Raw genomic sequence first — 23,699 nt, 5'->3', positions numbered from 1 at the left:
TTTCATTTTACATCTTTTCCTCAAAAAAGAGCCCAATTGATTCTAACAGGGTTCCGTTAACTATCGCAAACATTAAAAAAGTAATGCAATATGAACTTCAAGTTGTATGGTAATATGGAGGTCTATTTTACAGGGATTTCGATAATTATTTTGTGAGAAAATGTAGTGCAATTTGTATATTAAAATGTGGGGGTACAATAGGACAGTGTACCGTTGCAAAATACACAACATTTGTACTTACAAATTTATATATAGAATAATTGTTTAGGCTCTATCATAGCTGAATTGTGATTTCACTGCGTATGAAAAATAAGCGGTAAAATTCCGGCTAAATTGGGAAATACCCGTATTTCCTTAATAATAAGGGAAGTTTTTCCGTTTATATTATCCAAATCTTTGGATTTTGACTAATTTAGAGCATTTAATCGGAATATCTCCGCTTATATCAGCTTCTTAAACTTCCCCCTACATACATTAGCCGGAAATTCTCCGCCTATGAAAGGAAGTTAATTCGTTGGGGCTTTGATGCCGCTTCTTCCTCAGAGCTTTTATTAAGTGTCCAACCAAAAAAACAAATCTCTTGCGGAAAATACATCCTGAATCCTTTCTAAGTTTCCTTAATTTAACAATAAAGCATAGCTCAGGATTTGCACATCCTATTTTAAATAATATTTCACATTTTTGGGTATATAGGGTAAATTTAGGAAAAATGTTTTTATTTGTTTTTGCTCATCCTATGATTATAAGAAATTTATAAGAGGTGTTTAATGAATGGGGAAAGCCAATTTTCAACTGGTTTTACAAACAGTTAACTTAGTTTTAGGATTCATGATTTGGGTCATCATTTCTTCTTTAATATCTTTTATTCAAACTGATATTAAGCTCACACCCGGTCAGTTATCGACCGTAACAGCCATTCCGGTCATTCTCGGATCTATTTTAAGGGTTCCAATCGGCTTTTGGACTAACCGCTACGGCGCAAGATGGCTATTTACAATTGGTCTGCTATTTCTGATTCTGCCTGTTTACTATATCAGCCTGGCGGATTCCTTCACCGATTTAATCATCGGCGGTTTAGCCCTTGGAGTCGGAGGGGCGTTGTTTTCAATTGGGGTCACCTCTCTGCCGAAATATTATCCAAAAGAACGTCATGGGTTTGTAAACGGCATCTACGGGGCCGGTAACATTGGTACAGCCTTTACTTCCTTTTCGGCCCCGCTTTTGGCCAATTCCATCGGCTGGAGAAGCACTGTTCAATTATTTTTAATTTTAATCGTGATATTCGCGGTTCTGACATTTATCTTTGGTGACAAAAAAGAACAAACGGTAAGGGTCTCCTTAACCGGTCAAATTAAAAGTGTTTATAAAAACTATCGGCTCTGGTTTTTATGCTTGTTCTATTTTATAACTTTCGGTTCATTTGTTGCCTTTACTGTTTATTTACCTGCCTTCCTTGTAAACCATTTTCATTTAACGAAGGTGGATGCTGGGTTCCGAACTGCCGGGTTTATTGTCATTGCCACCATCATGCGTCCGATCGGGGGCTTTCTTGCTGATAAATTTAACCCTTATCTCATCTTGATTGTGATCTTTAATGCGATTACTTTTGCCGGATTTCTGTTATCGTTTACTCCGTCATTGCCTATTTACACCGTGGGCTGCATTTTAGTTGCCTTTTGTGCTGGAATCGGGAATGGCACCATTTTCAAGCTTGTGCCTTTATATTTTTCAAAACAGGCCGGCATTGTAAACGGTATTGTAGCTGCCATGGGGGGCCTGGGCGGATTTTTCCCTCCAATCGTGTTAACGATTCTATTTAATATGACCGGCCATTATGCGATTGGCTTTATGGCTCTTTCCGAATTTGCACTTGCTGCTGCGATTATTGTGACGGCTCTATACTTCCTTGATAAATTACAGATTTCTAACCAGGTTATTGAAAGCACCGCAGAAGGTATCATGGTGACAGATTTAAAGGGGGTTATTCAACGGATTAATCCTGCGTTTACTGCAGTCACTGGGTATTCGAAAGATGAGGCCATTGGCAATACACCCGTTATCCTTCGCTCCGGAAAACATGATGAAGCTTTTTATACAAAAATGTGGGAGGATATCCGTAAAAACGGATCATGGCAAGGTGAAATTTGGAACAAAAAGAAGGATGGGCAAATTTATTTGGAGTTGTTAACCATCAGCACCATTAAGGATGAAAATGATAACCCGCTAAATTATGTGGGAATGTTTAATGAGCTTCGTTAGCGATCTAAATGTCCAAAAGAGTTGAGAAATTCAACTCTTTTTTTATTTTTATAATAATTTACCTTTTTTCGGAAATAGTAAGGGGATACTTGGAAAATCCAAAAAAAAGAAAAATAAGTGCCAAGATGAAAGGATGTTTTAGATTGTCAGGACCTAGCTTAAAAAAACAAGATGCACATGACTTAATACATGAATCTGCATTAAACGAGGCGAAAGAATTAAGGATGTTATTACAAAAATGCGTGGAAGATGGTCAAAAGGAAAAAGCCATTAAAGTAGCAGAAGTATCAATTGAACATTGGGAATCTAGGACATTGCAGCATGCAAGTTCAGAGGAAGAAGGTTTATATACGGAAATGGTAACTGAAAAACCCCATCTAAAAACGCTTGTCATACAGTTGACTCGTGACCATGACCTTATGCGTAAAATGGTAGAACAAATGAAGGCTCTGTTAATAAATAATGAGATTGATGAAAAATTAGTATCTTTAATGGATTCCTTAATTATTGTTGACTCTCTACATAATGACGATGAAATGAATAAACTTCTAGGACATAACGAATTCTATAAGTTGGAAATTATGGAAGAGAGTGATGAAATTGCTTGAGGAAAGAATATTACGCTATGGAGCACCCGCCTTATATGACAAGATGGTTGAGATTTTCTCAAATTTCCATATTCATCCATATGATGTTCAATCCACAGTATTAAAAGTCGAGGACAAATTTGAAGTTTCATTGAAATTTTCTGCTGATTTTTCTCAATCAGTAACCCGTCAATTCACTATTGAACAAATGGAGCATCCTGATGAAGAAGTGACAAGCTTTTTTCAAGAATCTGCAGAAAAATGCAAGTCTATATTAATTGCTGATTACTACAAAATGATGAAAGTGTGAAAGGAGTTGAAACGCTTTGTTTTCATTTCAAGAAGATGCACTTTTGGTTGATGACCGAGAAGATTTGATTGCCGTTTTACAAATGAGATTCGGCACTTTACCGGGGGAAATGATCCAAAAAATTTATGAAATTAATGATATGAATACATTGCAGCGTCTCATCTTATCTGCTGCTAATTCGGCAAATTGGGATGTTTTTGTAGAAGATTTTAATGTCAGTAAAGATTCCTATCGATTATTGGGAGATAACTTTAACCCACTAAGAGATTTAATGGAAGGAGAGGTGTGCGATGGAGGAGCATAAGAATAATTTGTTCCATTCTCTTAAACATCTCGTTCGAGGAGACCGAATTAATGATGGTTGGACAGAAGAAAGTCCGCGTCCACGGGATTGGGAGTCAGCCTACCGTAATCGTTGGGGACACGATAAAGTCGTACGATCCACTCATGGAGTAAACTGTACGGGTTCTTGCAGTTGGAAAATCCACGTAAAAGATGGGATTATCACTTGGGAAACACAGCAAACAGATTATCCTTCTACTGGGGACGACTTTCCGGAATATGAACCCAGAGGGTGCCCTCGTGGTGCCAGCTTTTCATGGTACACATACAGTCCAACCCGTGTAAAATATCCATATGTTCGTGGAGAACTCTATTCATTATGGAAAGAGGAATTGGAAAAAGCCAATAACCCAGTTCAGGCATGGGAAAATATCGTTACTGACCCTAAAAAGCGTGAACGTTATGTTAAAGCAAGAGGAAAAGGCGGTTTTGTTCGGGGGAATTGGAATGACCTTTGTGAAATGATTGCTGCCGCCAGTATATATACGATAAAAAAATATGGACCAGATCGTATCGTTGGATTTAGCCCTATTCCTGCAATGTCAATGGTCAGCTATTGTGGCGGCACAAGATTTTTGTCCTTAATCGGAGGAACAATATTAAGTTTCTATGATTGGTATGCAGACCTGCCACCGGCTTCACCGCAAGTTTGGGGTGATCAGACAGATGTTCCGGAAAGTGCAGATTGGTATAACACTAAATATTTTATTATTTGGGGAACCAATATTCCACAAACGAGAACGCCAGATGCCCACTTTATGGTGGAATCAAGATACAACGGGACAAAAGTAGTCGGGGTCAGCCCAGATTACGCAGAGTACGAAAAATTTGCTGACATGTGGCTGCCTGCCAAAGCTGGGACAGATGGAGCGCTTGCCATGGCGATGACACATGTGATTTTAAAGGAATTCTATGTAGATAAAGAAACGCCATATTTTATGGAATATGCAAAACAATATACGGATTTGCCATTTTTAATCACATTAAAAAAGAAAAATGATAATTACCGTTCTGATTGTTTCTTACGTGCATCAGATCTTTCTGACCAAGAAGAATTAGGTGAATGGAAAACTGTGGTTTGGGATGAAACAACTGATAACTTTGCCATTCCTAACGGCAGCCAAGGTTTTCGCTGGGATAACGGAAATCAGTGGAACTTAGATTTATATAATATTAATCCCAAAATGAGCTTTTTAGATGATTCAGATGATACTGCTATGGTCGAATTCCCTTACTTTGGCCAAAAGGATGGCGGTTTGATTAAGCGTGAAGTTCCAGTAAAAAAAATAAAAGATAAATCCGGAAATGAATTACTCATTACTACTATCTATGATTTAATGTTGGCACATACCGGAATTAACAGAGGTCTAAAGGGTGACTATCCAAAGGACTATAATGACGATAAAAGTCCCTATACTCCTGCTTGGCAAGAAAGTATCACAGGTGTTAACAAAGCTCATGTCATTCAAGTGGCAAGAGAATTTGCGGAAAATGCAGCATTGACAAAGGGTAAATCAATGATTGCAATGGGTGGTGGAACAAACCACTGGTATCATAGTGACCAAATTTATCGCTGTATTTTAAATCTCATTCTTTTAACCGGTTCACAAGGTGTAAATGGCGGGGGTTGGGCGCATTACGTAGGTCAAGAGAAAGTACGTCCGCTTGAAGGATTCTCCCAAATTGCATTTGCTAATGATTGGGTGAAGGCTCCAAGGTTTATGAACGGTACTTCCTTCTTTTATTTTGCAACAGAGCAATTCCGCTATGAATATGAAAAAAAAGAAGAAGAATCAGAGTGGGGAAGCAAATATTCCAGCATGCATCCAGCTGATTTTAATGCCCTTTCGGCAAGGTTAGGATGGTTACCAAGCTTTCCACAACTTTCAAAAAATTCTTTAGATGTAGTAAGAGAAGCACGCTCAAGAAACAAAAATGATCAAGCGGTTATCGAAGATATCACAAAACAACTAGTGGAAGGAAAGCTTGACTTTGCCATTGAGAATCCAAACGATCCACGTAATTTTCCGCGAGTCTTTTTCAACTGGCGTTCAAATTTATTAGGAGATAGCGGAAAGGGACATGAATATTTCGTGAAGCATTTAATTGGAGGACAAGATTCTGTATTAGGTGATTATGAAAATTCTTGGCAACCCGAGGATGTGAACTTGTCTGATAAGCCACCTGAAGGGAAAACAGATCTTTTCGTCAGCATGGATTTTCGAATGACTAGTTCAGGACTTTTCTCCGATATTATTTTTCCAGCTGCTACGTGGTATGAAAAATACGATATTAGCACCACGGATATGCATCCATTTGTCCATCCGTTTAATGCAGCCATTTCTCCTCCTTGGGAGACAAGAAGCGATTGGGATGCATTTAGGGAAATTGCCAAAAGTTTTTCTGAACTTGCTAAAAACCATCTTCCTGCTCAAGAGGACCTTGTTTTGTCGCCACTTGCACATGATACCATCAATGAAATTGCTCAGCCTTTCGGAAAAGTCAAAGACTGGCGAAAAGGTGAAGTGGAAGCAATACCGGGAAAAACCTTACCAAACTTTAATTTTGTCAAACGTGATTATCCAAATGTATACGATATGTGGATTACCGTTGGGCCAAATATAAAAAATGGATATGGAACAAAAGGGGTTAAAATTCCTGGTGACCAAGTTTACAAGGATTTACTTGACCGCTTAGGACCATCCAAACATATAGGTATTGGAAAAGGTTATCCTGACCTTTATACCGATAAAAAAGCCATTAATGCCATTTTGTTAATGTCCGGTGCTACAAATGGCAAACGAGCGGTTGAAGGTTGGAAATCCGTGGAGGAAAAGACAGGTAAAAAACTGACTCATATTTCCGAGGAACGTGCGGAAGAAGATTATACGTTAGACGCCTTAACCATTCAACCAAGACCAACCCTTTCTTCCCCAGTATGGAGTGGGCTCGAAAAGGATAATCGACGGTACTCTCCGTTTACGATTAACAAAGAATTTAATATACCGTGGCATACACTTACTGGAAGACAAAGCTTTTATCTTGACCATGAAGTGATGCTTGATTTTGGCGAAGGGCTTCCTTTATATATTCCTCCGATTACAAGAGGCGCTTTTGTGAAAGGAGAAAAAGAAGTCGAAAATCAAGGAAAATCCATTTCATTGCGTTACATGACTCCACACCAAAAATGGGGCATTCATACCATGTTTACAGATACGAATAACATGGCTCAATTGTTCCGTGGCTGGCAAGTCGTTTGGATGAATGAAGAAGATGCAGCCTCTATTGGCATTAAAGATAACGATTGGATTGAAGTATATAACCGCAATGGCGCTGTTGTTGCTAGAGCTGTTTTAACGTACCGTATGCCAAGAGGTGCAGTTTATATGTACCACGCTCAAGACAGGCATATGGGGGTTCCAGGGAATAACATTAACAAAGTACGTGGTGGAACCCATAACAGTGTGACCAGAATTTATCCAAAAGCCACACATATGATTGGCGGTTATTCTCAATTAAGTTATGGATTTAATTATTATGGACCGACTGGTAGTCAGAGGGACACAATGGCGATTATTAGACCGCTGAAGGAGGTCGATTGGCTTGAGGATTAAGGCACAAGTTGCAATGGTCATGCACCTTGATAAGTGTATTGGTTGCCATACTTGTTCTGTTACTTGTAAAAATGTATGGACCAACCGACCTGGAATGGAGTATGTGTGGTTCAATAACGTTGAAACACGACCTGGGGTAGGATATCCAAAGGAATGGGAAAACACCAACCGCTATAAAGGCGGTTGGGTTTTGCGAAACGGTAAATTGCATTTAAGAGCCGGTGGACCTCTTACAAAATTGGCGAATATTTTTTACAATCCCAATATGGCAGATCTAAATGATTTTTATGAGCCATGGACGTATGATTTTCAGCATCTTCACAAACGGGATAAAGGAGATAGTTTACCTGTAGCCCGTCCTCGTTCCATGATTACAGGAAACTATATCGATAAACCGGTATGGGGTCCAAACTGGGATGATGATTTGGCGGGAGGGAGCGAATCTGTTCCAAATGACCCTAATGTACGAAAACTTCAGGAACACGTTAAAACGGAATATGAAAAGACCTTTATGATGTACCTGCCAAGGATATGCGAGCATTGCTTAAATCCTTCCTGTGTTGCCTCTTGCCCTTCTGGTGCTTTATATAAAAGGGACGAAGATGGAATTGTATTAGTAGACCAGGATGCTTGTCGGGGATGGCGGTTTTGTATGAATGGATGTCCATATCATAAGGTGTACTATAACTGGAATACACACAAAGCGGAAAAATGTAATTTCTGTTATCCAAGAACTGAAGCCGGTTTACCAACCATTTGTTCAGAAACTTGTGTAGGTCGAATTCGATATATTGGTGTGGTCTTGTATGATGCAGATCGGGTGAAAGAGGCTGCATCCGTTAAAGATCCTAAAGATTTATATGAATCCCAACTCTCTGTATTTTTAGACCCATTTGACCCTGAAGTCATTGCGGAAGCAGAAAAACAAGGAATCAATCATAGTTGGATTTTAAGTGCACAAGAATCTCCCATCTATAAGATGGCAATAAAGTGGAAGATTGCACTTCCGCTTCACCCAGAATACCGGACGTTTCCAATGGTATGGTATGTACCGCCGCTTAGCCCGATTATGAACCACATTACTAACGAACAAGATTTAAGCGCGGAAGGCTATATTCCAGCAGTAGATCAAATGAGAATTCCAATGGAGTATTTGGCTTCAATTTTAACTGCTGATGATACATCTGTTATTCGTAAGGTCTTATTAAAAATGGCAGCGATGAGGGTTTATATGAGGTCAAAAACCGTTGGTGGAGTGGACAAACAAAAGTTAACTAAATTAATGGATGAAGCAGGTACCCATAATGAAGAATTAGAAGAGATGGCTCGGTTACTTGCAGTCGCAAAATACAATGAACGATTTGTCATTCCGACTGGCCGTCGTGAAATGAATGATGACTTATATTACAAACAGGGAGCTTGCAGCATTGAAGATTTAGCTCCTCCTGAAGGTATGATGACCTATCCATTTGAAAGAAGTGAAAATGCATAATGAATGAAGAAAAAGCGATTTTAATGCTTTTATCGCGTCTCTTGGATTATCCGGATACTTCTTTTTTTGAAGATCAAGAAACAATCATAAGCTTTATTTGCGAATCTATCACATCAGAGGATATTCAAAAGGAAGTATTGAATAGAATTTATCCCTTCTATCAAATGCCATCGGTGCAATTGGAGCAGCTATATGTAGAGACCTTTGATTATAAGGAAGGGACCAATCTCTATTTAACTGCACATGAACTAGGAGACAGCAGAAACCGCGGTTTTGCTCTTATCCAATTACAAAAACTCATATCTGAAGCCGGACTTGAATACATCGGACATGATATGGCAGATTATATCCCTATGTTGTTAGAACTTTTGGCGGTTGTACCCGAAGAGGAAAAAATCAACAAACTTTCAAGAAGAATTGCTTATGCCGTTGACCGGATCTTAACAAATCTTCCTGAGGATAATCCTTACAAGAAAGTGCTTGAATTAGGGATGATGTATGTTTTTGAAACTCCGGATGCTGAAGAGATCTCTGCTTTAGAAAGACTGCGGGAAGATGCTGACTTGGATGAGTTGCCATATCCATTGATGTATCGCTAAAAAGGAGGGGCATTATGGAAGTTGTATTTTGGTGGACAATTTTTCCTTATATTTGCGGAACAATCCTAATTATTGCAACATTTTATCGTTTTGTTTTCCGTGGCAAAAGTTGGACTGCACCTTCAACAGAAATTTTTGAAAAAAAAGGATTGGGAATTGCATCTGTCCTATTTCACTATGGGATTATCTTTGCTTTTGTTGGACACATAATGGGCGTATTAATTCCACTAAGTGTATACAATGCACTCGGAGTCAAAGACCATATTTATCATTTCTTTGCCATAGCAGGAGGTGGTCTTGCGGGTCTCATGGTGGTAATTGGGTTAGTTTTGATGCTGATTCGAAAATTCAATTCACCAAGGGTTCGTGCCCATACTACCGGGACAAGTTATTTCACCATCATATGGCTTATATTGGTTGCAGGGCTAGGGGCATATATGACGATCGTCTATAATACAACCGTAGGGGCATATGAATACCGTTTATCAATTGGGCCTTGGTTCAGAAGTTTATTCACATTCCATCCAAGGTCAGATTTAATGCTTGGGGTGCCTTTGCTCTTTAAAATTCATATCATTGTGGCATTTATTTTATTTGCTGCCATCCCATTTACAGCTCTAGTCCATATGTTCAGTTTTCCATTAAGGTATCCTTCACGGGCTCCGCAACAGTACCGGTCAAGAAATGGTTATAATAAGAATAGCAGGTAGAAAAAGGTTTTGCCTTATACCGATCTTTTTTAAGAATTAACAATACAACAATAAAAGCAGTGCATTTCACAACTGAAAACTGCACTGCTTTTCCATGTTAATTTATCTACTTGATAAAGCCCTGTTATGATAGGACTCTTTCATTTAATAAATTTGTAAATCTTACTTCTCTTTTGTTTCATTTAATTCATCAATTAGCTGTTTTGTCCTCTTCGCATTCCCTTCCGCAAAGTTTTCTAGACGTTCTTTTAGCTCATCGTCGTCATGAACCCGTTCGGCGGTAATTAAATATGTACGCATCAAATCTTCTTCTATTTCTATAGAATCTTTAAGAACCGCTTCAAGATTTTCCTTTTCTTCATTTCCTTTGAAAAAACTCATTTAAAATCCTCCTTTTTCCTTTAGGATTCTCCAATCTTTATTGGCGTATCCAATGAAAAAAGGATATGGATCTCGTCCATACCCTTTTGATTTAAAAATTACTTTTTCATCCAGCTTGGTTTTCCAAAACCTTTAAACTGATCATCGATGACTTTTTCGAAATCTGCTGATTCAACAACAGCTTTCAGATCTTTTGATAACTGTGAATCTTTGTTGCTTGTTTTAACTGCCACAATATTGCGGTAATTGTCTGCCATGTTTTCAAGCGTTAAGGCATCAAGAAGATTCATTTTTGCTGCAAGAGCAAAGTTTCCTGGTACTGCAGCTAAATCTGCACTTTCAACTGAACGTGGAAGCTGGCCTGCTTCGATAGGCTGGAACTTTAGGTTTTTCTTGTTTTCAGCGATGTCTTTTTCAGATACTTTTAGTGGATCTGCATCTGCTTTGATAGTGATAAGCCCTGCATCACGAAGTGTGTTTAATGCACGTGCTGCATTTGTCGGGTCGTTTGGAAGTGTAACAGTTGCCCCTTCTTTTACATCTTTAATCGATTTTATTGTGTTTGAATAAATCCCCATTGGTGCAGTTGGCACAGAAATAAGTGCTGTTAAATCCATGTTGTTTTCTTTCGCGAAATTTTGAAGGTAAATCGTGTGCTGGAACAGGTTGGCATCGATATCGCCATTGTTTAATGCTTTGTTTGGCTGGATATAGTCACTGAATTCAACAATTTCAACTTTGTAGCCTTTTTTCTCTAGGCCTGGTTTAATCGCTTTTGTTACCATGTCGCTATATGGGCCTGCAGTCGCGCCTATTTTAATTTCTTTTGATTCTGTTGCTTTTTCCTTGCCGCTTGCTGTTTTGTCCTCGGAGTTTCCGCATGCTGCTAATGCAAAGACTACACAAAGTAATAAAATGCTTGTTAACCATTTTTTCATAATAATTTCTCCCCTTTATTTATCTTCTTTTATCTACAACTTTGGCGATATAGTCACCAAGAAGCTGAATGACCTGAACTAAAATAATTAAGATTAAAACTGTTGAAATCATGATGGTATTGTCGTATCGATAATAACCGAAGCGAATCGCCAAGTCTCCAATACCGCCGCCGCCGACTGTACCGGCCATGGCCGAGAAACCAACTAAACTAATGAGTGTTAACGTGACACCTGAGATGATACCGGATCTGGCTTCAAGTAATAGGACATCTTTTATAATCATCCACGGGGTTGCCCCGGCAGCAATAGCTGCTTCGATTACGCCTTTGTCAATTTCTCTCAGTGCATTTTCAACAATCCTTGCAAAAAACGGAATTGCCGCAACCGATAGCGAAACACTGGCGGCAGTTGGGCCTATGGTAGTCCCGACGAGTAAGTTTGTCAGTGGGAGCAATGCCACCAATAATATAATGAAAGGAATCGACCGGACCATATTGACAATAAAACCCAGGACATTCTGGACGGCTCGATTTTCCATAAACAATCCTTTATCGGTTATGTAAAGCAATATCCCAACCGGCAATCCGATTATCGTCGATACGACCAACGAAATCGCAATCATATAGATGGTTTGAAAAAATGCTTTATTGATATCCGGAATAAGCTCCATCAGATGTGCAAAATCAAAGCCCATTGTGTAACACCTCCACCTGTGCTGCCCGGTTTTCAATATAATTTAGGGCTTTTTCTATTTCCTCTTTTTGTCCTTTTAGCTCCATTATGAAAATACCAAGCGGTTGCTCTTGAATATATTCTATTGAACCATGCAGAAAATTACCTTTTACGTTAAATTGTTGAAGAGTATCAGAAATGACCCCCTCTCCAGCGACTTTTCCTTTGAAGGTCACTTTCACAATTGGACCCTGGCAGCTTTTTAGAATAACTTCCGGGATTTCAAGAGTTACAACACTTTCTATAAATTCTTTTGTAAGTGCTGTATGCGGGTTGGCAAAAATGTCATATACCGAACCTTCTTCCACAACTCGTCCATCCTGCATAATTGCCATCCGGCTGCAGATTTCTTTAACAACATCCATCTCGTGAGTGATCAATACAATGGTGATGTTGAGTTCTTTATTGATTTTTTTCAATAGATTTAGTATCGACTTTGTTGTCGTAGGGTCAAGTGCTGATGTTGCTTCGTCACATAAAAGCACCTTCGGATTATTTGCGAGAGCCCTTGCAATACCGACTCGTTGTTTCTGACCACCGCTGAGCTGTGATGGGTAGACATCACGCTTATCGGATAGGGCGACCATTTCCAGAAGTTCCTCCACGCGTTTCCTTACTTGATCCTTAGGATAGTTGGCGGCTTTTAAGGAAAAAGCAATATTTTCATAGACTGTTTTTTGGCTGATTAGGTAAAAGTGTTGAAAAATCATGCCTATTTTTAAACGTGAAGATCGTAATTGCTCGCCTCTTAGGGATGTCAAGTCAGTGCCATCGACCGTTATACTGCCAGAGGTTGGCCTCTCTAACAGATTGATACAGCGAAGCAGTGAGCTTTTTCCGGCACCAGAGTACCCGACGATTCCAAAGATTTCACCTTCCTGAACGGTTAGTGAAACATTATCAACACCTTTTACTTCACCCTTTTTTGTCTTATAAATTTTGCTAAGGTTCTTTATATCAATCATACTGATTACCTCATTTTTCCGATATCTAAACTAGACTTTATACCCAAACAAAAAGCCCCATTCATTCTGAAAGGGGCGTCGAAATTAAATAGAATTTCGGCTTATCTTTCAGAATGAAAGTACAGTCATTCTGCAGGAATTGGCACCTTCCCAATCGGGGGTTGCCGGACGTCATCGGGCCATGTCCCTCGGTCGCTCTGGATAAGAAAATTAAATTAACAAATAATTAAGTTATATTAAGATAGTACAAATCTATTTTTGTTTTGTCAATCATCTAAATTATAGCGCAATTTACCCGATAGCGTTTTCAATATTGTCATATCAACTTATTATTAAATAAAAAATTTTTTTGTTCGATTAGAAAAGAGCTTTTCGCATGAAAAGCTCTTTGTGCATAACATTAGGCTAAAGCACCAGCAACATCATAGTTATGAATATCAATTTCCAATTGTTTTCCGAGTGCTAGTTTAGCGAGTTCTGCCCCTAAATATGGTCCGCTGGTTAATCCTGATGATCCTAGACCATTCGCTAATAAGATTCCTTCATAATTCGGAATAGCTCCAATAATAGGAAGAAAACCGGGAGTAAAAGGACGAAACCCTACCCTAGTTTCCAATATCATTCCACTGGCAAGTCCAGGAGCGACTGCCAAAGCTTTATTTAAGATTTCTTGGACACCTCCAGCCGTTACCCGATTATCAAATCCAGCATCATTTTCGTGTGTTGCTCCAATGACAACACGTCCACCTTCAAAGGATAGAATGTATTGATCGGATGGCGGCATGACCACCGGCCACGAATTTGTATCGATGTCTTGCATTTGTAAATGAATTATTTGCGCCTTCTGTGGCCTTACCAAAAATTCAACTCCTAATGGAGACAAAAATTCCTTTGCCCAAGCCCCTGCTGTAACAATAACTTGATCAGCAGAAAATGTTTTTTCATCCACTTTTACCCCTTGGACTTTATTGCCACTACTGATTAATGAGGCATCCCCTTTAACAACTTGGGCTCCATGCTTTACTGCAGCGTTAACTAGTGCATTACGTAAAGCCCGGCCATTTACACGTGCCCCGCCACTAACATAAACTGCCCCAAATTCATCGGACAACGGCGGAAAAAGTCGATTCGTTTCAGTTGGTGATAAAATTGTTATTTCGCCGATTTCGGGAGCATCCTCCCAACGGGTCCGTGCCCGTTCTGCCATCTTTTCCAACTTTGCTGGATCAGTGTGAATACTTAATGCCCCAACTCGTTTATAACCCGTATCTTTTTCCCCATCTGCTTCTAACTGAACTATTAATTCTGGATAATACCGGGCTCCACCTTTAACCAACTGGTACCAGGCTTTATTACGACGTTGGGACAACCATGGGCAAACAATCCCCGCAGCCGCGTCAGTGGCTTGACCGGGGACATGCCGGTCCACTATGATAACCTCGGCCCCCCATTTTGCAAGGTGATAAGCAGTGGATGCTCCGAGTATTCCTGCCCCAATTACAATTACCTTTTGCATAACTCACCTCAAAACAAAAACTCAGTCTTATAGACTGAGCAAAGTAGATAATATATATATTACAACAAATACAATACTGCTTTAAAGTTTCCTTGTGCGCTGCCTTCTCTCCATTACTTGCTCACACACCATATTATACATAATCTCAACACCCTTTTCAGATGCTTCGAAGTTAAAGGCATTTTCAACATCAATCCCAAGACAGCCCGCTTCTTGCTTAGCATCGATGTTTGCCCCCAAAAAGATAAACTCCCAATTATATTTCTTCTGCTGGTGATTGATTAATTCTCTCACTTTTTCATAGGTAAATTCGGAGCTAGCATTTTCTAATCCATCTGTGGTAATAACAAAAATCACCTTGCCTGGCCGCTTATCCTCATCTGTTTTGGATAATCGATATCCTACGTCAAGAATGGTTTTCCCCACTGCATCCAACATTGCCGTCATACCTCTTACATAATACTCCTGATCAGTGAGGTTAATCTGCCTTGCATTAACCCCATTCCATAGGATTTCGTATTGATCGTCAAATAAAACAGTTGTAACCCGTGTCTCCCCTTCCAACTTCCTCTGTTTCTCAATAAATCCGTTAAACCCGCCAATCGTATCACTTTCAAGTCCAGCCATTGACCCGCTTCGGTCAAGCAAGAAAATAATTTCAGTCATATTCGTGTTCATCTCTATCATCCTTTCAATATTGTTTATAAAATAATAATAGGGTATTAAATCTAGGAAATGGTCGCCTCTCAAGCGACATTTTTGGGGGTAGAATTATGCTGGATAAACACTTGCTAGTAGAATTGCAGGAATATGTTGAAAGAAACTTAAACATCCTTACTTACTCAATGATGGAGTCTAATGAAATACATAGTCTCGAAATAGAAGATTTTATTAAAAATAAGCGCCAGCCGACCTTCAACGAAACTCTATTCAAATTGATAGATAAAAAAGGAGCTGGCGACACAGAAACCTACAAAAAAGCCGGATTGGATCGCAGGCATTTTTCTAAGATCCGCTCGAATCCAGAATACCGCCCACGAAAAAATACAGTAGTGGCCTTGGCGCTTGCCCTTGAATTAAACAAAAAAGAAACCGACAAACTGTTAAGTTCGGCCGGTTTTTCATTGTCCGACAGTGAAACCTTTGACTTGGTCATCCAATTCTGTCTGGAGAAAAAAATATATGATGTCCACCATGTCAATCAGGCGCTGGACTATTTTAGCCTGAAGCCATTAATAGGGGGCCTAGAGTAATTCACTGAAACAAAAAAACACCCAGTCCAAAGGACTGGGTTTACCTAATATTTAATGTGATACTTTTTCTCCTCTTCTGGAACGAATCCCATGAATGATAAAGGTAACTAGGAACGCCAAGACAAGGACAACGATAAAGATCTCATTTGCAATATGAATATCAATAAGTGTCAATCCCATTTTTACAGCAATAAAGGTAATTAGCACATAAGCCGTTGTTTCAAGCTCCGGCACTCGGTTCATTAAGCCGATGAAAAACGTGGCAACGCCCCGCATCATAAGAATTCCAATCATTCCGCCCAGCAGAATGACCCAGACCTCATCGGAAACCGCCAGCGCGGTAAGGATACTATCCACTGAAAAAGCCAAATCCATGAGCTCAACGCTGATAACAGTTGCCCAGAAGACTCCAAATGTTTTCGTTAACCAGCCTTTTGGCTCCCGTGCTTTTTCCTCTTCTCCATCCTCACTGCTCTTAAATCTGTCAATAAAGAACTTAACAGCAAGCCAAAGTAAATACAACGCACCAATTAATTTAATAAACCAAAGCTTGATCAAAAACGTTCCCAGTCCGATGAAAATAAAGCGAAATACGTACGCTCCCCAAAGACCGTATACCAATGCTTTCTTTTGCTGCTTTTTCGGTAAAGGTTTTACGAACGCCGACAACACCAGCGCATTATCCGCCGATAAGATACATTCCAGTACAGCCAGTGAGAGAATTAATCCCCAAGCCTTAGGCGAAGTTAATACCTCTGCCCACATATGCCAGTCAAGCATCGAGACATAGGTGGCTAAAATATTATCTACCATTCAACATTACTCCTTTGTTGTTCTCTATCTAATATTACTACTTGTCAAGATTTTTATAAAATTATTTTGCTGCAATATCGTTTAGTTAGCTATTTTATGTCGTGTCCCTCTATTAGTACATAATTCCATTTTTGCTGTTAAATACTAACTTAACATGGTCATTAGTAGTCTGGTGGTGGACAAATGTTTTTTAAAAAGAGGCCTAAACAAAAAACGGTTACACATTATGAAACGCAAGAAAAAACCATCAGTGAAGTATTGGATAAAGCCAATCAATCCAGTGATTTTTCGACGATATCTTCTCCATCGAAAGATGATTTCATAATAGTAAATTACTATAGCACGTTAATTGATTACGATTTACTTCATCGCTCACTGCTTCAAAAGATTAAGGAGAATTCTACCGTCATCACCACACTATCTGATTTAAAAAGGATTATTCCATTAGAAAACTTTCAGATCACCCGAGATGCAAAAGAAATTGAAAAAGGGCTCTTTAAAGGAGCCGCCTTGGTCCATTTACGTAATGACAATCGGGAATATGCCCTCATTAGTCTAGAAAACTCCCGGCTTGGCATGCGGGAAACTAATGAAGGCGAAAATGAGTTTAGCGTGATTGGCCCGAAAGTTGGATTCATTGAAGATTTAACTACAAACCTTCATTTATTGCGAAGCCATTTAGTGACATCCGACCTTATCTTCGAAGAATTTGAAGTAGGGACAAGGTCGAAAACAAAAGTGATTGTCGCCCATTTGGCGGGAGTGACAAATCCGCAATACGTTCAAACTGTTAAACAGCGGATCCAAGACCTTGATATAGAAGTCATTTATGATAACACACAATTAGAACAGTTAATTTCCGACCACTCCTCAACCATATTTCCGTTGTATCTCACTACGGAAAGAGTAGATAGGACCGTTGGTACCTTGATATCCGGGAGTATTGCCATTTTAAGTGATAAATCCTGCTATGCCATCACAGGACCAACGACGTTAATGAATTTTTTTGCAACGCCTGAGGATTACTACTTACCTTGGGTAGTGGCAACATTTTTTAGATTAATCCGGATTATTGGCATCTTATTTTCCATTTTTGTTACGCCATTTTATGTAGCCATTTTAACTTTTCATTTTGAGGTAGTCCCAAAGGACTTATTAGGACCGATTATCTTTTCAAGAGCCAATGTGCCTTTCCCTCCTGTGGTCGAGGTGTTATTCCTGGAGATCGTCATTGAATTACTTAGAGAGGCAGGGGCGAGACTGCCGACGAAAATCGGACAGACGCTCGGAATTGTTGGAGGAATCGTGATTGGCCAGGCAACTGTTGAGGCGGCATTAACCAGTAATATTTTATTGATTCTTGTTGCATTGGCAGCCTTGTCCTCCTTTACCACCCCGATTTATAAAATGTCCAATGCGGTCAGGCTATTACGGTATCCGTTTATCCTGCTGGCGGCGATCTGGGGTGGTTTAGGGATTTATGTAGGGATTGTTTTTTTAATTGGGCATTTACTGCGCCTTAAATCTTTCGGCGTTCCTTATATGCTGCCACTTTTCCCCTATAGGAAAGGCGGGTTTTCCACTTCTTTTACACGGCTTAACTTTATTCACCAAAAAAAAATTTCGCCCTATTTACGGCCGCTAAGCCGAACCAGTTTCAATCCTAAGGATAATCAAGATTCGGAAGATGGGCTTAATTCCGAATAAACTATCCACTTTCTCGTCCTTATTTCGAATGATAAATTAAGGTAGGATGCGATTCGAATGAAAAAATGGAAAACATTGTTCTTAGTCATCCTTTGTTTCGTCCTTCTTATCGGTTGTGCAAGAATGAACATCATCGACCAACTAAGCATTGTTCATGTGTATGGATTTGATGTCTCTAAAGATGGGCAAATGGTCGGGACAGTATTGTATCCTAACTATACAAAAAGCAGGGGCAACCCAAATATTCAATATTTAACTGAACATGCGCCCCCCAACTCGGTGATCTATGAAAAAATGGACAAGTACACCAGTACCCCTATAAAGCTGTCCAAAATCAGGGTAATAGTCTTTAGTAAAAAATTTGCCAAGACAAGTCTTAGTGGTATCGTAAAACGCTTCATCACTACCCCGGAGCTTGGTACAAATATTCAAATTGTGGTTACCGAAAAATCAGCACAAGAAACATTGAAGGCTATAAAAGAGGAAGGAGACCTTACCTTAGCAGACAGATTAAAACAAAATATGCTGACACAAAATCTTCCGGATATGAACCTTCATGTTTTTTTAAACCATTTCTTTGGTGACGGAATGGATGCCTATGTACCGATTGTTTCCTTAAACAGAAATAACGGTATTGACGTTGGCGGAGTCGGAATCTTTAAGGGTGACAAGTTTAAGTTGCAGTTAAACGAAGAGCAGAGCTTTTTCTTTTCCATCTTAGAAACGGTAAAAACTCAAGGGTGGCATCGATTTAAAGTGGAGGACAATGGCCAACAGGGAATTATTATTGTCCGTGGGTTCAGGAGCAAGAAAAATTGGGATTTAATAAAGAACCAAAGCAAGCCCAAGTTGAACCTTACTATGAACCTTGAGTGGACCGTTTTTAAATATCCAGACTGGTTGGACCTTTCAAATAAAAGGGACCTCAAACGGCTAAAAACTATGATTGAAGAGGAAGTCAAAAAAAAAGTGGAACAATTATTAACTACCTTAAAAGAAAATAAAGTCGACCCGCTAGGAATAGGAAACATCGTTCGTGCACGAGACAAGAATTGGGATGAGACTGCCTTTTACAAAAAATATCCCAACCTACCTATCCATGTGAAGGTGAATTTGGAAATCATCCATACCGGCCTTGAAAAATGATAAGTGAGGAGGAATGAAAATGCAAACTAGGGTTAAAGAAAATATGATGGTTTCACCTTATTTCCTGTTTTACTTGATTCATTCCTCCCAGACGGGAATCACTGTATTAAAATACCAATCAAAAATTATAACAGGGGCCGGTCAGGATGCATGGGTCTCCGTCCTTTTGATTGGACTAAGCATGCACCTGGTTTTCCTAATGATGATCTATATCCTCAAACACGCAAGCGAAAAGGACATTATTTCTTTCCATACGGGTACGTTTGGAAAATTTATGGGTGGAATGCTAAATATGATGATGGTTTGTTACTTTTTATTAGCAGGATTATTAGTGATGCATTCTTATATAGATATTTTGCAAATCTGGGTGTTTGAAGGGATTAATGCCTGGGAATTTTCCCTTCTCCTTTGTATCATCACTTATTATTTAATTGCCGGAGGGTTTCGAGTTATAACGGGGATTGCCTTTTGGGGAGTCATTATTCCAAGCGGCTTGCTTCTTTCATTATTTTATTTACTTAGTTACAGTGAATATTCATACCTTATGCCGTTCTTTAATCATGGAATAAAGGATTACATCCTCTCAGCAAAGGAATCGGGACAGTTATATTTAGGATTTGAGACCATGCTCGTTTATTTTCCGTTTATTAAAAATGGGGGAAAATCTAGCAAATGGGGTCATTTCGGATTATTATACACAACGATTCTTTACCTTGTCGTCACAATCACAACCTTTTCATTCTTCACCCAAGGAAAACTAAAACTATTAACCTGGCCCACCCTTACCATGATTAAAATTATCTCATTTCCTTTTTTGGAGCGATTTGAGTTTATTTTTCTTTTCACCTGGCTTCTGGTCATTATTCCACCCATTTGTCTTTATTTATGGGCTTCTATTCGGACGATTAAATTGACCTTTATTAAGATTAAACCCACATGGGCCCTATTCTTTTTTCTTCTCTGTTATTTTTTGTACGATAGCATTTTAGTTGATATGTACTTCACACAAGTATTGACTAAGTTTTTCAGCTATAGCGGGTTTATATTTCTTTATGGCTATATACCGCTTTTATTTATCATCGCTTTTATCAAGACCAAGATAAAAAACAAAAAAGCATCAGACATAACCGTTGATTATGAATGATGCTTTCCCAGTTTTAATACTTTATTCACCTTGCAGCTCATGCACAAGATTCCGCCACTCCAAGTCTCCGCGCTCCAAGCCACGGATTAGTATTTCCGCAGTTCCCATATTGGTGGCCAACGGAATGGAATACACATCACAAAGGCGGATAAGCGCTGAAATATCCGGCTCATGCGGCTGGGCAGTTAATGGATCCCGGAAAAAGAAAACAATATCCATTTGGTTTTTTGCAATTAAAGAACCAATCTCCTGATCTCCACCCAGCGGCCCCGATTTAAAACGTGTAATTTTTAAATCTGTTTTATCCATAATTCTGCTGCCTGTCGTACCTGTGGAATATAATTCATGCTTACAAAAAATCGGCTCATATGCGACTGCAAAATTCACTATGTCATTTTTCTTTTGGTCATGTGCTATAAAAGCAATTTTCAAAACATACACCCCGTTCTTATTTCAATTCACTCTATTTAATATCTTAAACCTTTTCCTACCTTAAAGTCGATAATTCATGTGATTCCCCGCTTGTTTTTTTTGAATATTAAGTTGTTTTTAAGAAAAATTTAAGATTGGTCCTTTAGAATGGAGGAAATAATAATTTTAAGATGGCGGATACTATTTAATTAAGGAATTCACCAAAACAGATATTTAACGGCCGCTTCTGCCTTTTTATTGCTGCTTTGTTTGGCTATATACGGATATGTACTGGACCGGAAGAAGAAAAAACCGATTCGCTCGGCTCACTTTGTTCTTAGTATTCTGTGGATTGCCGCCGTTCTTGTGCATGGCGGTGGATTTGCGGTTGGGACTGGGGTAACAATGGCCGTATTATATATTGGTGTGACATGGCTTGAAAGGAAAAACTTAAAGCCGGCAGGTGCGAAGTAATTAAAAATGGATCGTCTATCGAAGACGGTCCATTTTTTTTGAGTTAATTTAGCAAAGCTTTGACCATAGTCTGCTGCTGACAGCTTCTGTGCTTCTTTCGATGATGGAGTAGGCTGCATTGGTGATTGCCTGGGCCAATGTTTCCCCAGTTCCCGTTACATCATTGAAGCAAACCTCTGATGGCCCTTTGTTTGTATAGGTAAATCCTAAATTCTCTAATCTGTCAACAATGATCATCGCATGATCCAGGTTGTGCTCCGGTTGAAAGTCTGCATCATGGATGAACATTCCCTTTTCATAATCGTACCAACGATCCCACCTATTTAACTTCCAACCTAGAATTCTCCGTGCAATTGAATCTACCTTGTTCATCATTTTTTCCCCTTTCATTCACATTGTTATATAACAACTTAAGTATTTATAAAGAATTATATAACAGTATTTTTTAAATTGCCACTGTCTTTTTTAAAAATTTTCTGTACTTTTTTGATTTTTTTCCCAACATCAAAATGAAAACCTTTTCTTTTCCAGTACTTTTTTTGATAGTAAAATGAATTCACGACCTTTCGAGGTAATATGATAGTTTTAAAAATTAATAGGTTTTCCAAGGAGGAGTTTTAGTGAAGAAAAAGGTTTTAGCTTTCGGATTGTCAATAGGTCTTGCCGCCAGTGCCATTGCCCCAGCATCATCATTTGCCGCACAAAAAAATGTTCTGTCCAACTACAAATACAATGAGCTAGTTGGATCCCCAGAGTTTATTTCAGGCAAGCTTACAAACCCATCAGGTAAAAGTGCAGAAGCCATTGTTCTTGAATATGTAAACGCTAACAAAGACAAATTTAAACTTGGTTCCAAATCCGCACTGGAATCGTTCAAAATCACCTCCAGCAATAAAGACAAGCTTGGCGGAACGGCGCTGAGACTCCAACAATTGTACAACGGTGTTCCTGTTTGGGGCGCTGCACAGGCAGCATTTGTCGCGGAGGATGGAACTCTGAAAGTTTTCTCCGGAACAGTCACTCCGGACCTGGAAACGAAAAAGGGGCTGAAAAAAGAGAAAAAGGTCAATGCCAATCAAGCAATAAAAATTGCGGAAGCCGATCTTGGGATTTCTCCTGATTACGAGAAAAAGCCATCTGCCGACCTAGTTGTTTTCACACACGGTGATGATGCTGACTATGCATATCTAGTAAACTTAAATTTCCTCGAACCAAAGCCAGGAAACTATAAATATTTTATTGATGCATCCACTGGGGAAATTTTAAATAAATACAATGATCTTCATGAAGCAAAAACCGGCCCAGGCGTAACAGGTACAAATACAACGGGCAGCGGAGTTGGTGTTTTAGGAGATACGAAGGCCTTAAACATGCTTTTATCCAGTTCAACTTATTATCTGCAGGACAATACAAGAGGAAACGGTGTTATCACATACGATGCATCCAACCGTTCCCGTACGCCGGGGTCACTTTGGACAAGTGTTGACAACCTCCTAAATAGCTCGTATGAGAGCCCTGCAGTTGATGCACACTATTATGCAGGTAAAACCTATGATTATTATAAAAATGTCTTTGGACGGAATTCCTATGATAATAACGGCGGAGCCTTAAAGTCTACGGTCCACTATGGCCGAAACTACAATAACGCCTTCTGGAATGGCACCCAAATGGTGTATGGGGACGGAGACGGAACTACCTTTATCCCGTTATCAGGTGGTATTGATGTTGTTGCCCACGAGCTGACCCATGCGGTTACAGACACTAGTTCCGATTTGGTCTACCAAAATGAGTCCGGAGCATTAAATGAAGCCATTTCTGATATATTTGGTACACTTGTTGAATTTTATAATGGGAAAAATCCAGATTATGAGATTGGCGAGGACGTTTATACTCCAGCAAAGGCAAACGATGCCCTTCGTTCGATGAGTGATCCGACGAAATATGGAGATCCAGACCACTATTCAAAACGTTATACCGGAACTAGTGACAACGGCGGCGTCCATACGAACAGCGGCATTATCAATAAAGCTGCCTACCTGCTGGCTGCCGGCGGAACTCATTATGGTGTCACGGTTCAAGGAATCGGCAATGATAAACTGGGGGCAATCTATTATCGAGCAAATACCGTCTACTTAACAGCCTCCTCTACCTTCAGCCAGGCCCGCGCTGCTCTGGTACAAGCTGCTGCGGACCTTTATGGGGCTGGCTCCGCGGAGGTTACCGCAGTCAATAAATCGTTTGATGCGGTTGGCGTATATTAAATTTTTTATAAAATAAAAAGAAGCTCCAGCATGGGTTGGAGCTTC

23 protein-coding genes and 1 riboswitch are annotated in these 23,699 nt (G+C 39.5%); of the genes, 14 read left to right on the top strand and 9 right to left on the bottom strand.

Features of this window, described 5'->3' with window-relative positions:
• Positions 1-771 precede the first annotated feature (771 nt).
• Genes ACNQGS_RS15395 through narI form a run of 8 tightly spaced genes read left to right on the top strand, consistent with a single transcriptional unit; the run spans position 772 to position 9,913 of the window.
• Positions 772-2,259 (top strand): nitrate/nitrite transporter, encoded by a 1,488-nt coding sequence (locus tag ACNQGS_RS15395; RefSeq protein ID WP_491488087.1) that lies wholly within the window; start codon positions 772-774, stop codon positions 2,257-2,259.
• A gap of 8 nt (positions 2,260-2,267) precedes the next feature.
• A complete protein-coding gene (locus ACNQGS_RS15390) occupies positions 2,268-2,867 on the top strand; it encodes a hemerythrin domain-containing protein (protein ID WP_491488086.1) in 600 nt (199 codons plus the stop codon).
• Positions 2,854-3,156 carry a hypothetical protein gene (locus tag ACNQGS_RS15385; RefSeq protein WP_491488085.1) on the top strand — a complete coding sequence of 101 codons (303 nt, stop codon included), beginning with the start codon at positions 2,854-2,856 and terminating at the stop codon, positions 3,154-3,156. Before ACNQGS_RS15390 ends, ACNQGS_RS15385 begins: the two co-directional genes overlap by 14 nt.
• A 16-nt stretch (positions 3,157-3,172) precedes the next feature.
• Positions 3,173-3,460 carry a hypothetical protein gene (locus tag ACNQGS_RS15380; protein WP_491488084.1) on the top strand — a complete coding sequence of 96 codons (288 nt, stop codon included), beginning with the start codon at positions 3,173-3,175 and terminating at the stop codon, positions 3,458-3,460.
• On the top strand, positions 3,447-7,112 hold the full coding sequence (locus tag ACNQGS_RS15375; protein WP_213146654.1) for a nitrate reductase subunit alpha: 3,666 nt from the start codon (positions 3,447-3,449) through the stop codon (positions 7,110-7,112). The genes ACNQGS_RS15380 and ACNQGS_RS15375 overlap by 14 nt, the downstream gene beginning before the upstream one ends.
• Entirely contained in the window at positions 7,102-8,604 is a 1,503-nt protein-coding gene (narH, locus tag ACNQGS_RS15370) for a nitrate reductase subunit beta (RefSeq protein WP_491488083.1), read from the top strand. The genes ACNQGS_RS15375 and narH overlap by 11 nt, the downstream gene beginning before the upstream one ends.
• Entirely contained in the window at positions 8,604-9,203 is a 600-nt protein-coding gene (gene narJ, locus ACNQGS_RS15365) for a nitrate reductase molybdenum cofactor assembly chaperone (RefSeq protein ID WP_491488082.1), read from the top strand. The genes narH and narJ overlap by 1 nt, the downstream gene beginning before the upstream one ends.
• 14 nt (positions 9,204-9,217) lie before the next feature.
• Positions 9,218-9,913 carry a respiratory nitrate reductase subunit gamma gene (gene narI, locus ACNQGS_RS15360; protein ID WP_491488081.1) on the top strand — a complete coding sequence of 232 codons (696 nt, stop codon included), beginning with the start codon at positions 9,218-9,220 and terminating at the stop codon, positions 9,911-9,913.
• A gap of 162 nt (positions 9,914-10,075) precedes the next feature.
• Here the strand turns inward: narI and ACNQGS_RS15355 are convergent, their stop codons facing one another.
• The 6 genes from ACNQGS_RS15355 to ACNQGS_RS15330 form a co-directional block, all read right to left on the bottom strand.
• Positions 10,076-10,294 carry a hypothetical protein gene (locus tag ACNQGS_RS15355; RefSeq protein ID WP_423801257.1) on the bottom strand — a complete coding sequence of 73 codons (219 nt, stop codon included), beginning with the start codon at positions 10,292-10,294 and terminating at the stop codon, positions 10,076-10,078.
• 98 nt (positions 10,295-10,392) lie between these two features.
• A complete protein-coding gene (locus ACNQGS_RS15350) occupies positions 10,393-11,232 on the bottom strand; it encodes a MetQ/NlpA family ABC transporter substrate-binding protein (protein WP_491488080.1) in 840 nt (279 codons plus the stop codon).
• A gap of 19 nt (positions 11,233-11,251) precedes the next feature.
• The gene (locus ACNQGS_RS15345; RefSeq protein WP_491488079.1) at positions 11,252-11,926 is read right to left on the bottom strand and encodes a methionine ABC transporter permease; all 675 of its coding nucleotides are present in this window, start codon (positions 11,924-11,926) and stop codon (positions 11,252-11,254) included.
• Positions 11,916-12,929 carry a methionine ABC transporter ATP-binding protein gene (locus ACNQGS_RS15340; protein ID WP_491488078.1) on the bottom strand — a complete coding sequence of 338 codons (1,014 nt, stop codon included), beginning with the start codon at positions 12,927-12,929 and terminating at the stop codon, positions 11,916-11,918. The genes ACNQGS_RS15345 and ACNQGS_RS15340 overlap by 11 nt, the downstream gene beginning before the upstream one ends.
• 98 nt (positions 12,930-13,027) lie before the next feature.
• Positions 13,028-13,137: riboswitch (SAM riboswitch) on the bottom strand.
• 192 nt (positions 13,138-13,329) lie between these two features.
• A complete protein-coding gene (locus ACNQGS_RS15335) occupies positions 13,330-14,445 on the bottom strand; it encodes an NAD(P)/FAD-dependent oxidoreductase (RefSeq protein ID WP_491488077.1) in 1,116 nt (371 codons plus the stop codon).
• Positions 14,446-14,526: 81 nt separating this feature from the next.
• Positions 14,527-15,123 carry a vWA domain-containing protein gene (locus ACNQGS_RS15330; RefSeq protein WP_491488076.1) on the bottom strand — a complete coding sequence of 199 codons (597 nt, stop codon included), beginning with the start codon at positions 15,121-15,123 and terminating at the stop codon, positions 14,527-14,529.
• Positions 15,124-15,218: 95 nt separating this feature from the next.
• On the opposite strand from ACNQGS_RS15330, the gene ACNQGS_RS15325 reads away from it, so the two are divergent.
• Positions 15,219-15,698 (top strand): hypothetical protein, encoded by a 480-nt coding sequence (locus tag ACNQGS_RS15325; RefSeq protein ID WP_491488075.1) that lies wholly within the window; start codon positions 15,219-15,221, stop codon positions 15,696-15,698.
• Between the two features lie 51 nt (positions 15,699-15,749).
• Here ACNQGS_RS15325 and ACNQGS_RS15320 read toward each other — a convergent pair whose 3' ends face one another.
• Positions 15,750-16,511: a TerC family protein gene (locus tag ACNQGS_RS15320; protein WP_213146645.1), complete on the bottom strand. Its 762-nt coding sequence runs from the start codon at positions 16,509-16,511 to the stop codon at positions 15,750-15,752.
• A gap of 183 nt (positions 16,512-16,694) precedes the next feature.
• On the opposite strand from ACNQGS_RS15320, the gene ACNQGS_RS15315 reads away from it, so the two are divergent.
• The 3 genes from ACNQGS_RS15315 to ACNQGS_RS15305 are packed head-to-tail and all read left to right on the top strand — an operon-like array spanning position 16,695 to position 20,508.
• Positions 16,695-18,218, top strand: coding sequence for a spore germination protein (locus tag ACNQGS_RS15315; RefSeq protein WP_491488074.1), 1,524 nt, complete (start codon positions 16,695-16,697; stop codon positions 18,216-18,218).
• Positions 18,219-18,275: 57 nt separating this feature from the next.
• Positions 18,276-19,364 carry a Ger(x)C family spore germination protein gene (locus ACNQGS_RS15310; protein ID WP_491488073.1) on the top strand — a complete coding sequence of 363 codons (1,089 nt, stop codon included), beginning with the start codon at positions 18,276-18,278 and terminating at the stop codon, positions 19,362-19,364.
• A 19-nt stretch (positions 19,365-19,383) separates the two neighbouring features.
• Positions 19,384-20,508, top strand: coding sequence for a GerAB/ArcD/ProY family transporter (locus tag ACNQGS_RS15305; protein ID WP_491488072.1), 1,125 nt, complete (start codon positions 19,384-19,386; stop codon positions 20,506-20,508).
• Positions 20,509-20,529: 21 nt separating this feature from the next.
• Here the strand turns inward: ACNQGS_RS15305 and mgsA are convergent, their stop codons facing one another.
• On the bottom strand, positions 20,530-20,940 hold the full coding sequence (mgsA, locus tag ACNQGS_RS15300) for a methylglyoxal synthase (RefSeq protein ID WP_491488071.1): 411 nt from the start codon (positions 20,938-20,940) through the stop codon (positions 20,530-20,532).
• Between the two features lie 237 nt (positions 20,941-21,177).
• Here mgsA and ACNQGS_RS15295 point away from each other — a divergent pair, with 237 nt between their 5' ends.
• Positions 21,178-21,393, top strand: a complete 216-nt coding sequence (locus tag ACNQGS_RS15295; RefSeq protein ID WP_491488070.1) for a hypothetical protein — start codon at positions 21,178-21,180, stop codon at positions 21,391-21,393.
• A 48-nt stretch (positions 21,394-21,441) separates the two neighbouring features.
• On the opposite strand, the gene ACNQGS_RS15290 is transcribed toward ACNQGS_RS15295, so the two are convergent.
• Positions 21,442-21,765, bottom strand: a complete 324-nt coding sequence (locus ACNQGS_RS15290; protein WP_423801240.1) for a BC1872 family protein — start codon at positions 21,763-21,765, stop codon at positions 21,442-21,444.
• A gap of 248 nt (positions 21,766-22,013) precedes the next feature.
• Here ACNQGS_RS15290 and ACNQGS_RS15285 point away from each other — a divergent pair, with 248 nt between their 5' ends.
• The gene (locus tag ACNQGS_RS15285) at positions 22,014-23,654 is read left to right on the top strand and encodes a M4 family metallopeptidase (protein ID WP_491488069.1); all 1,641 of its coding nucleotides are present in this window, start codon (positions 22,014-22,016) and stop codon (positions 23,652-23,654) included.
• Positions 23,655-23,699 lie beyond the last annotated feature (45 nt).

Source organism: Neobacillus sp. PVCKKU3 (genome assembly GCF_058323225.1).
This window is presented reverse-complemented; position numbering and strand designations above follow the sequence as displayed.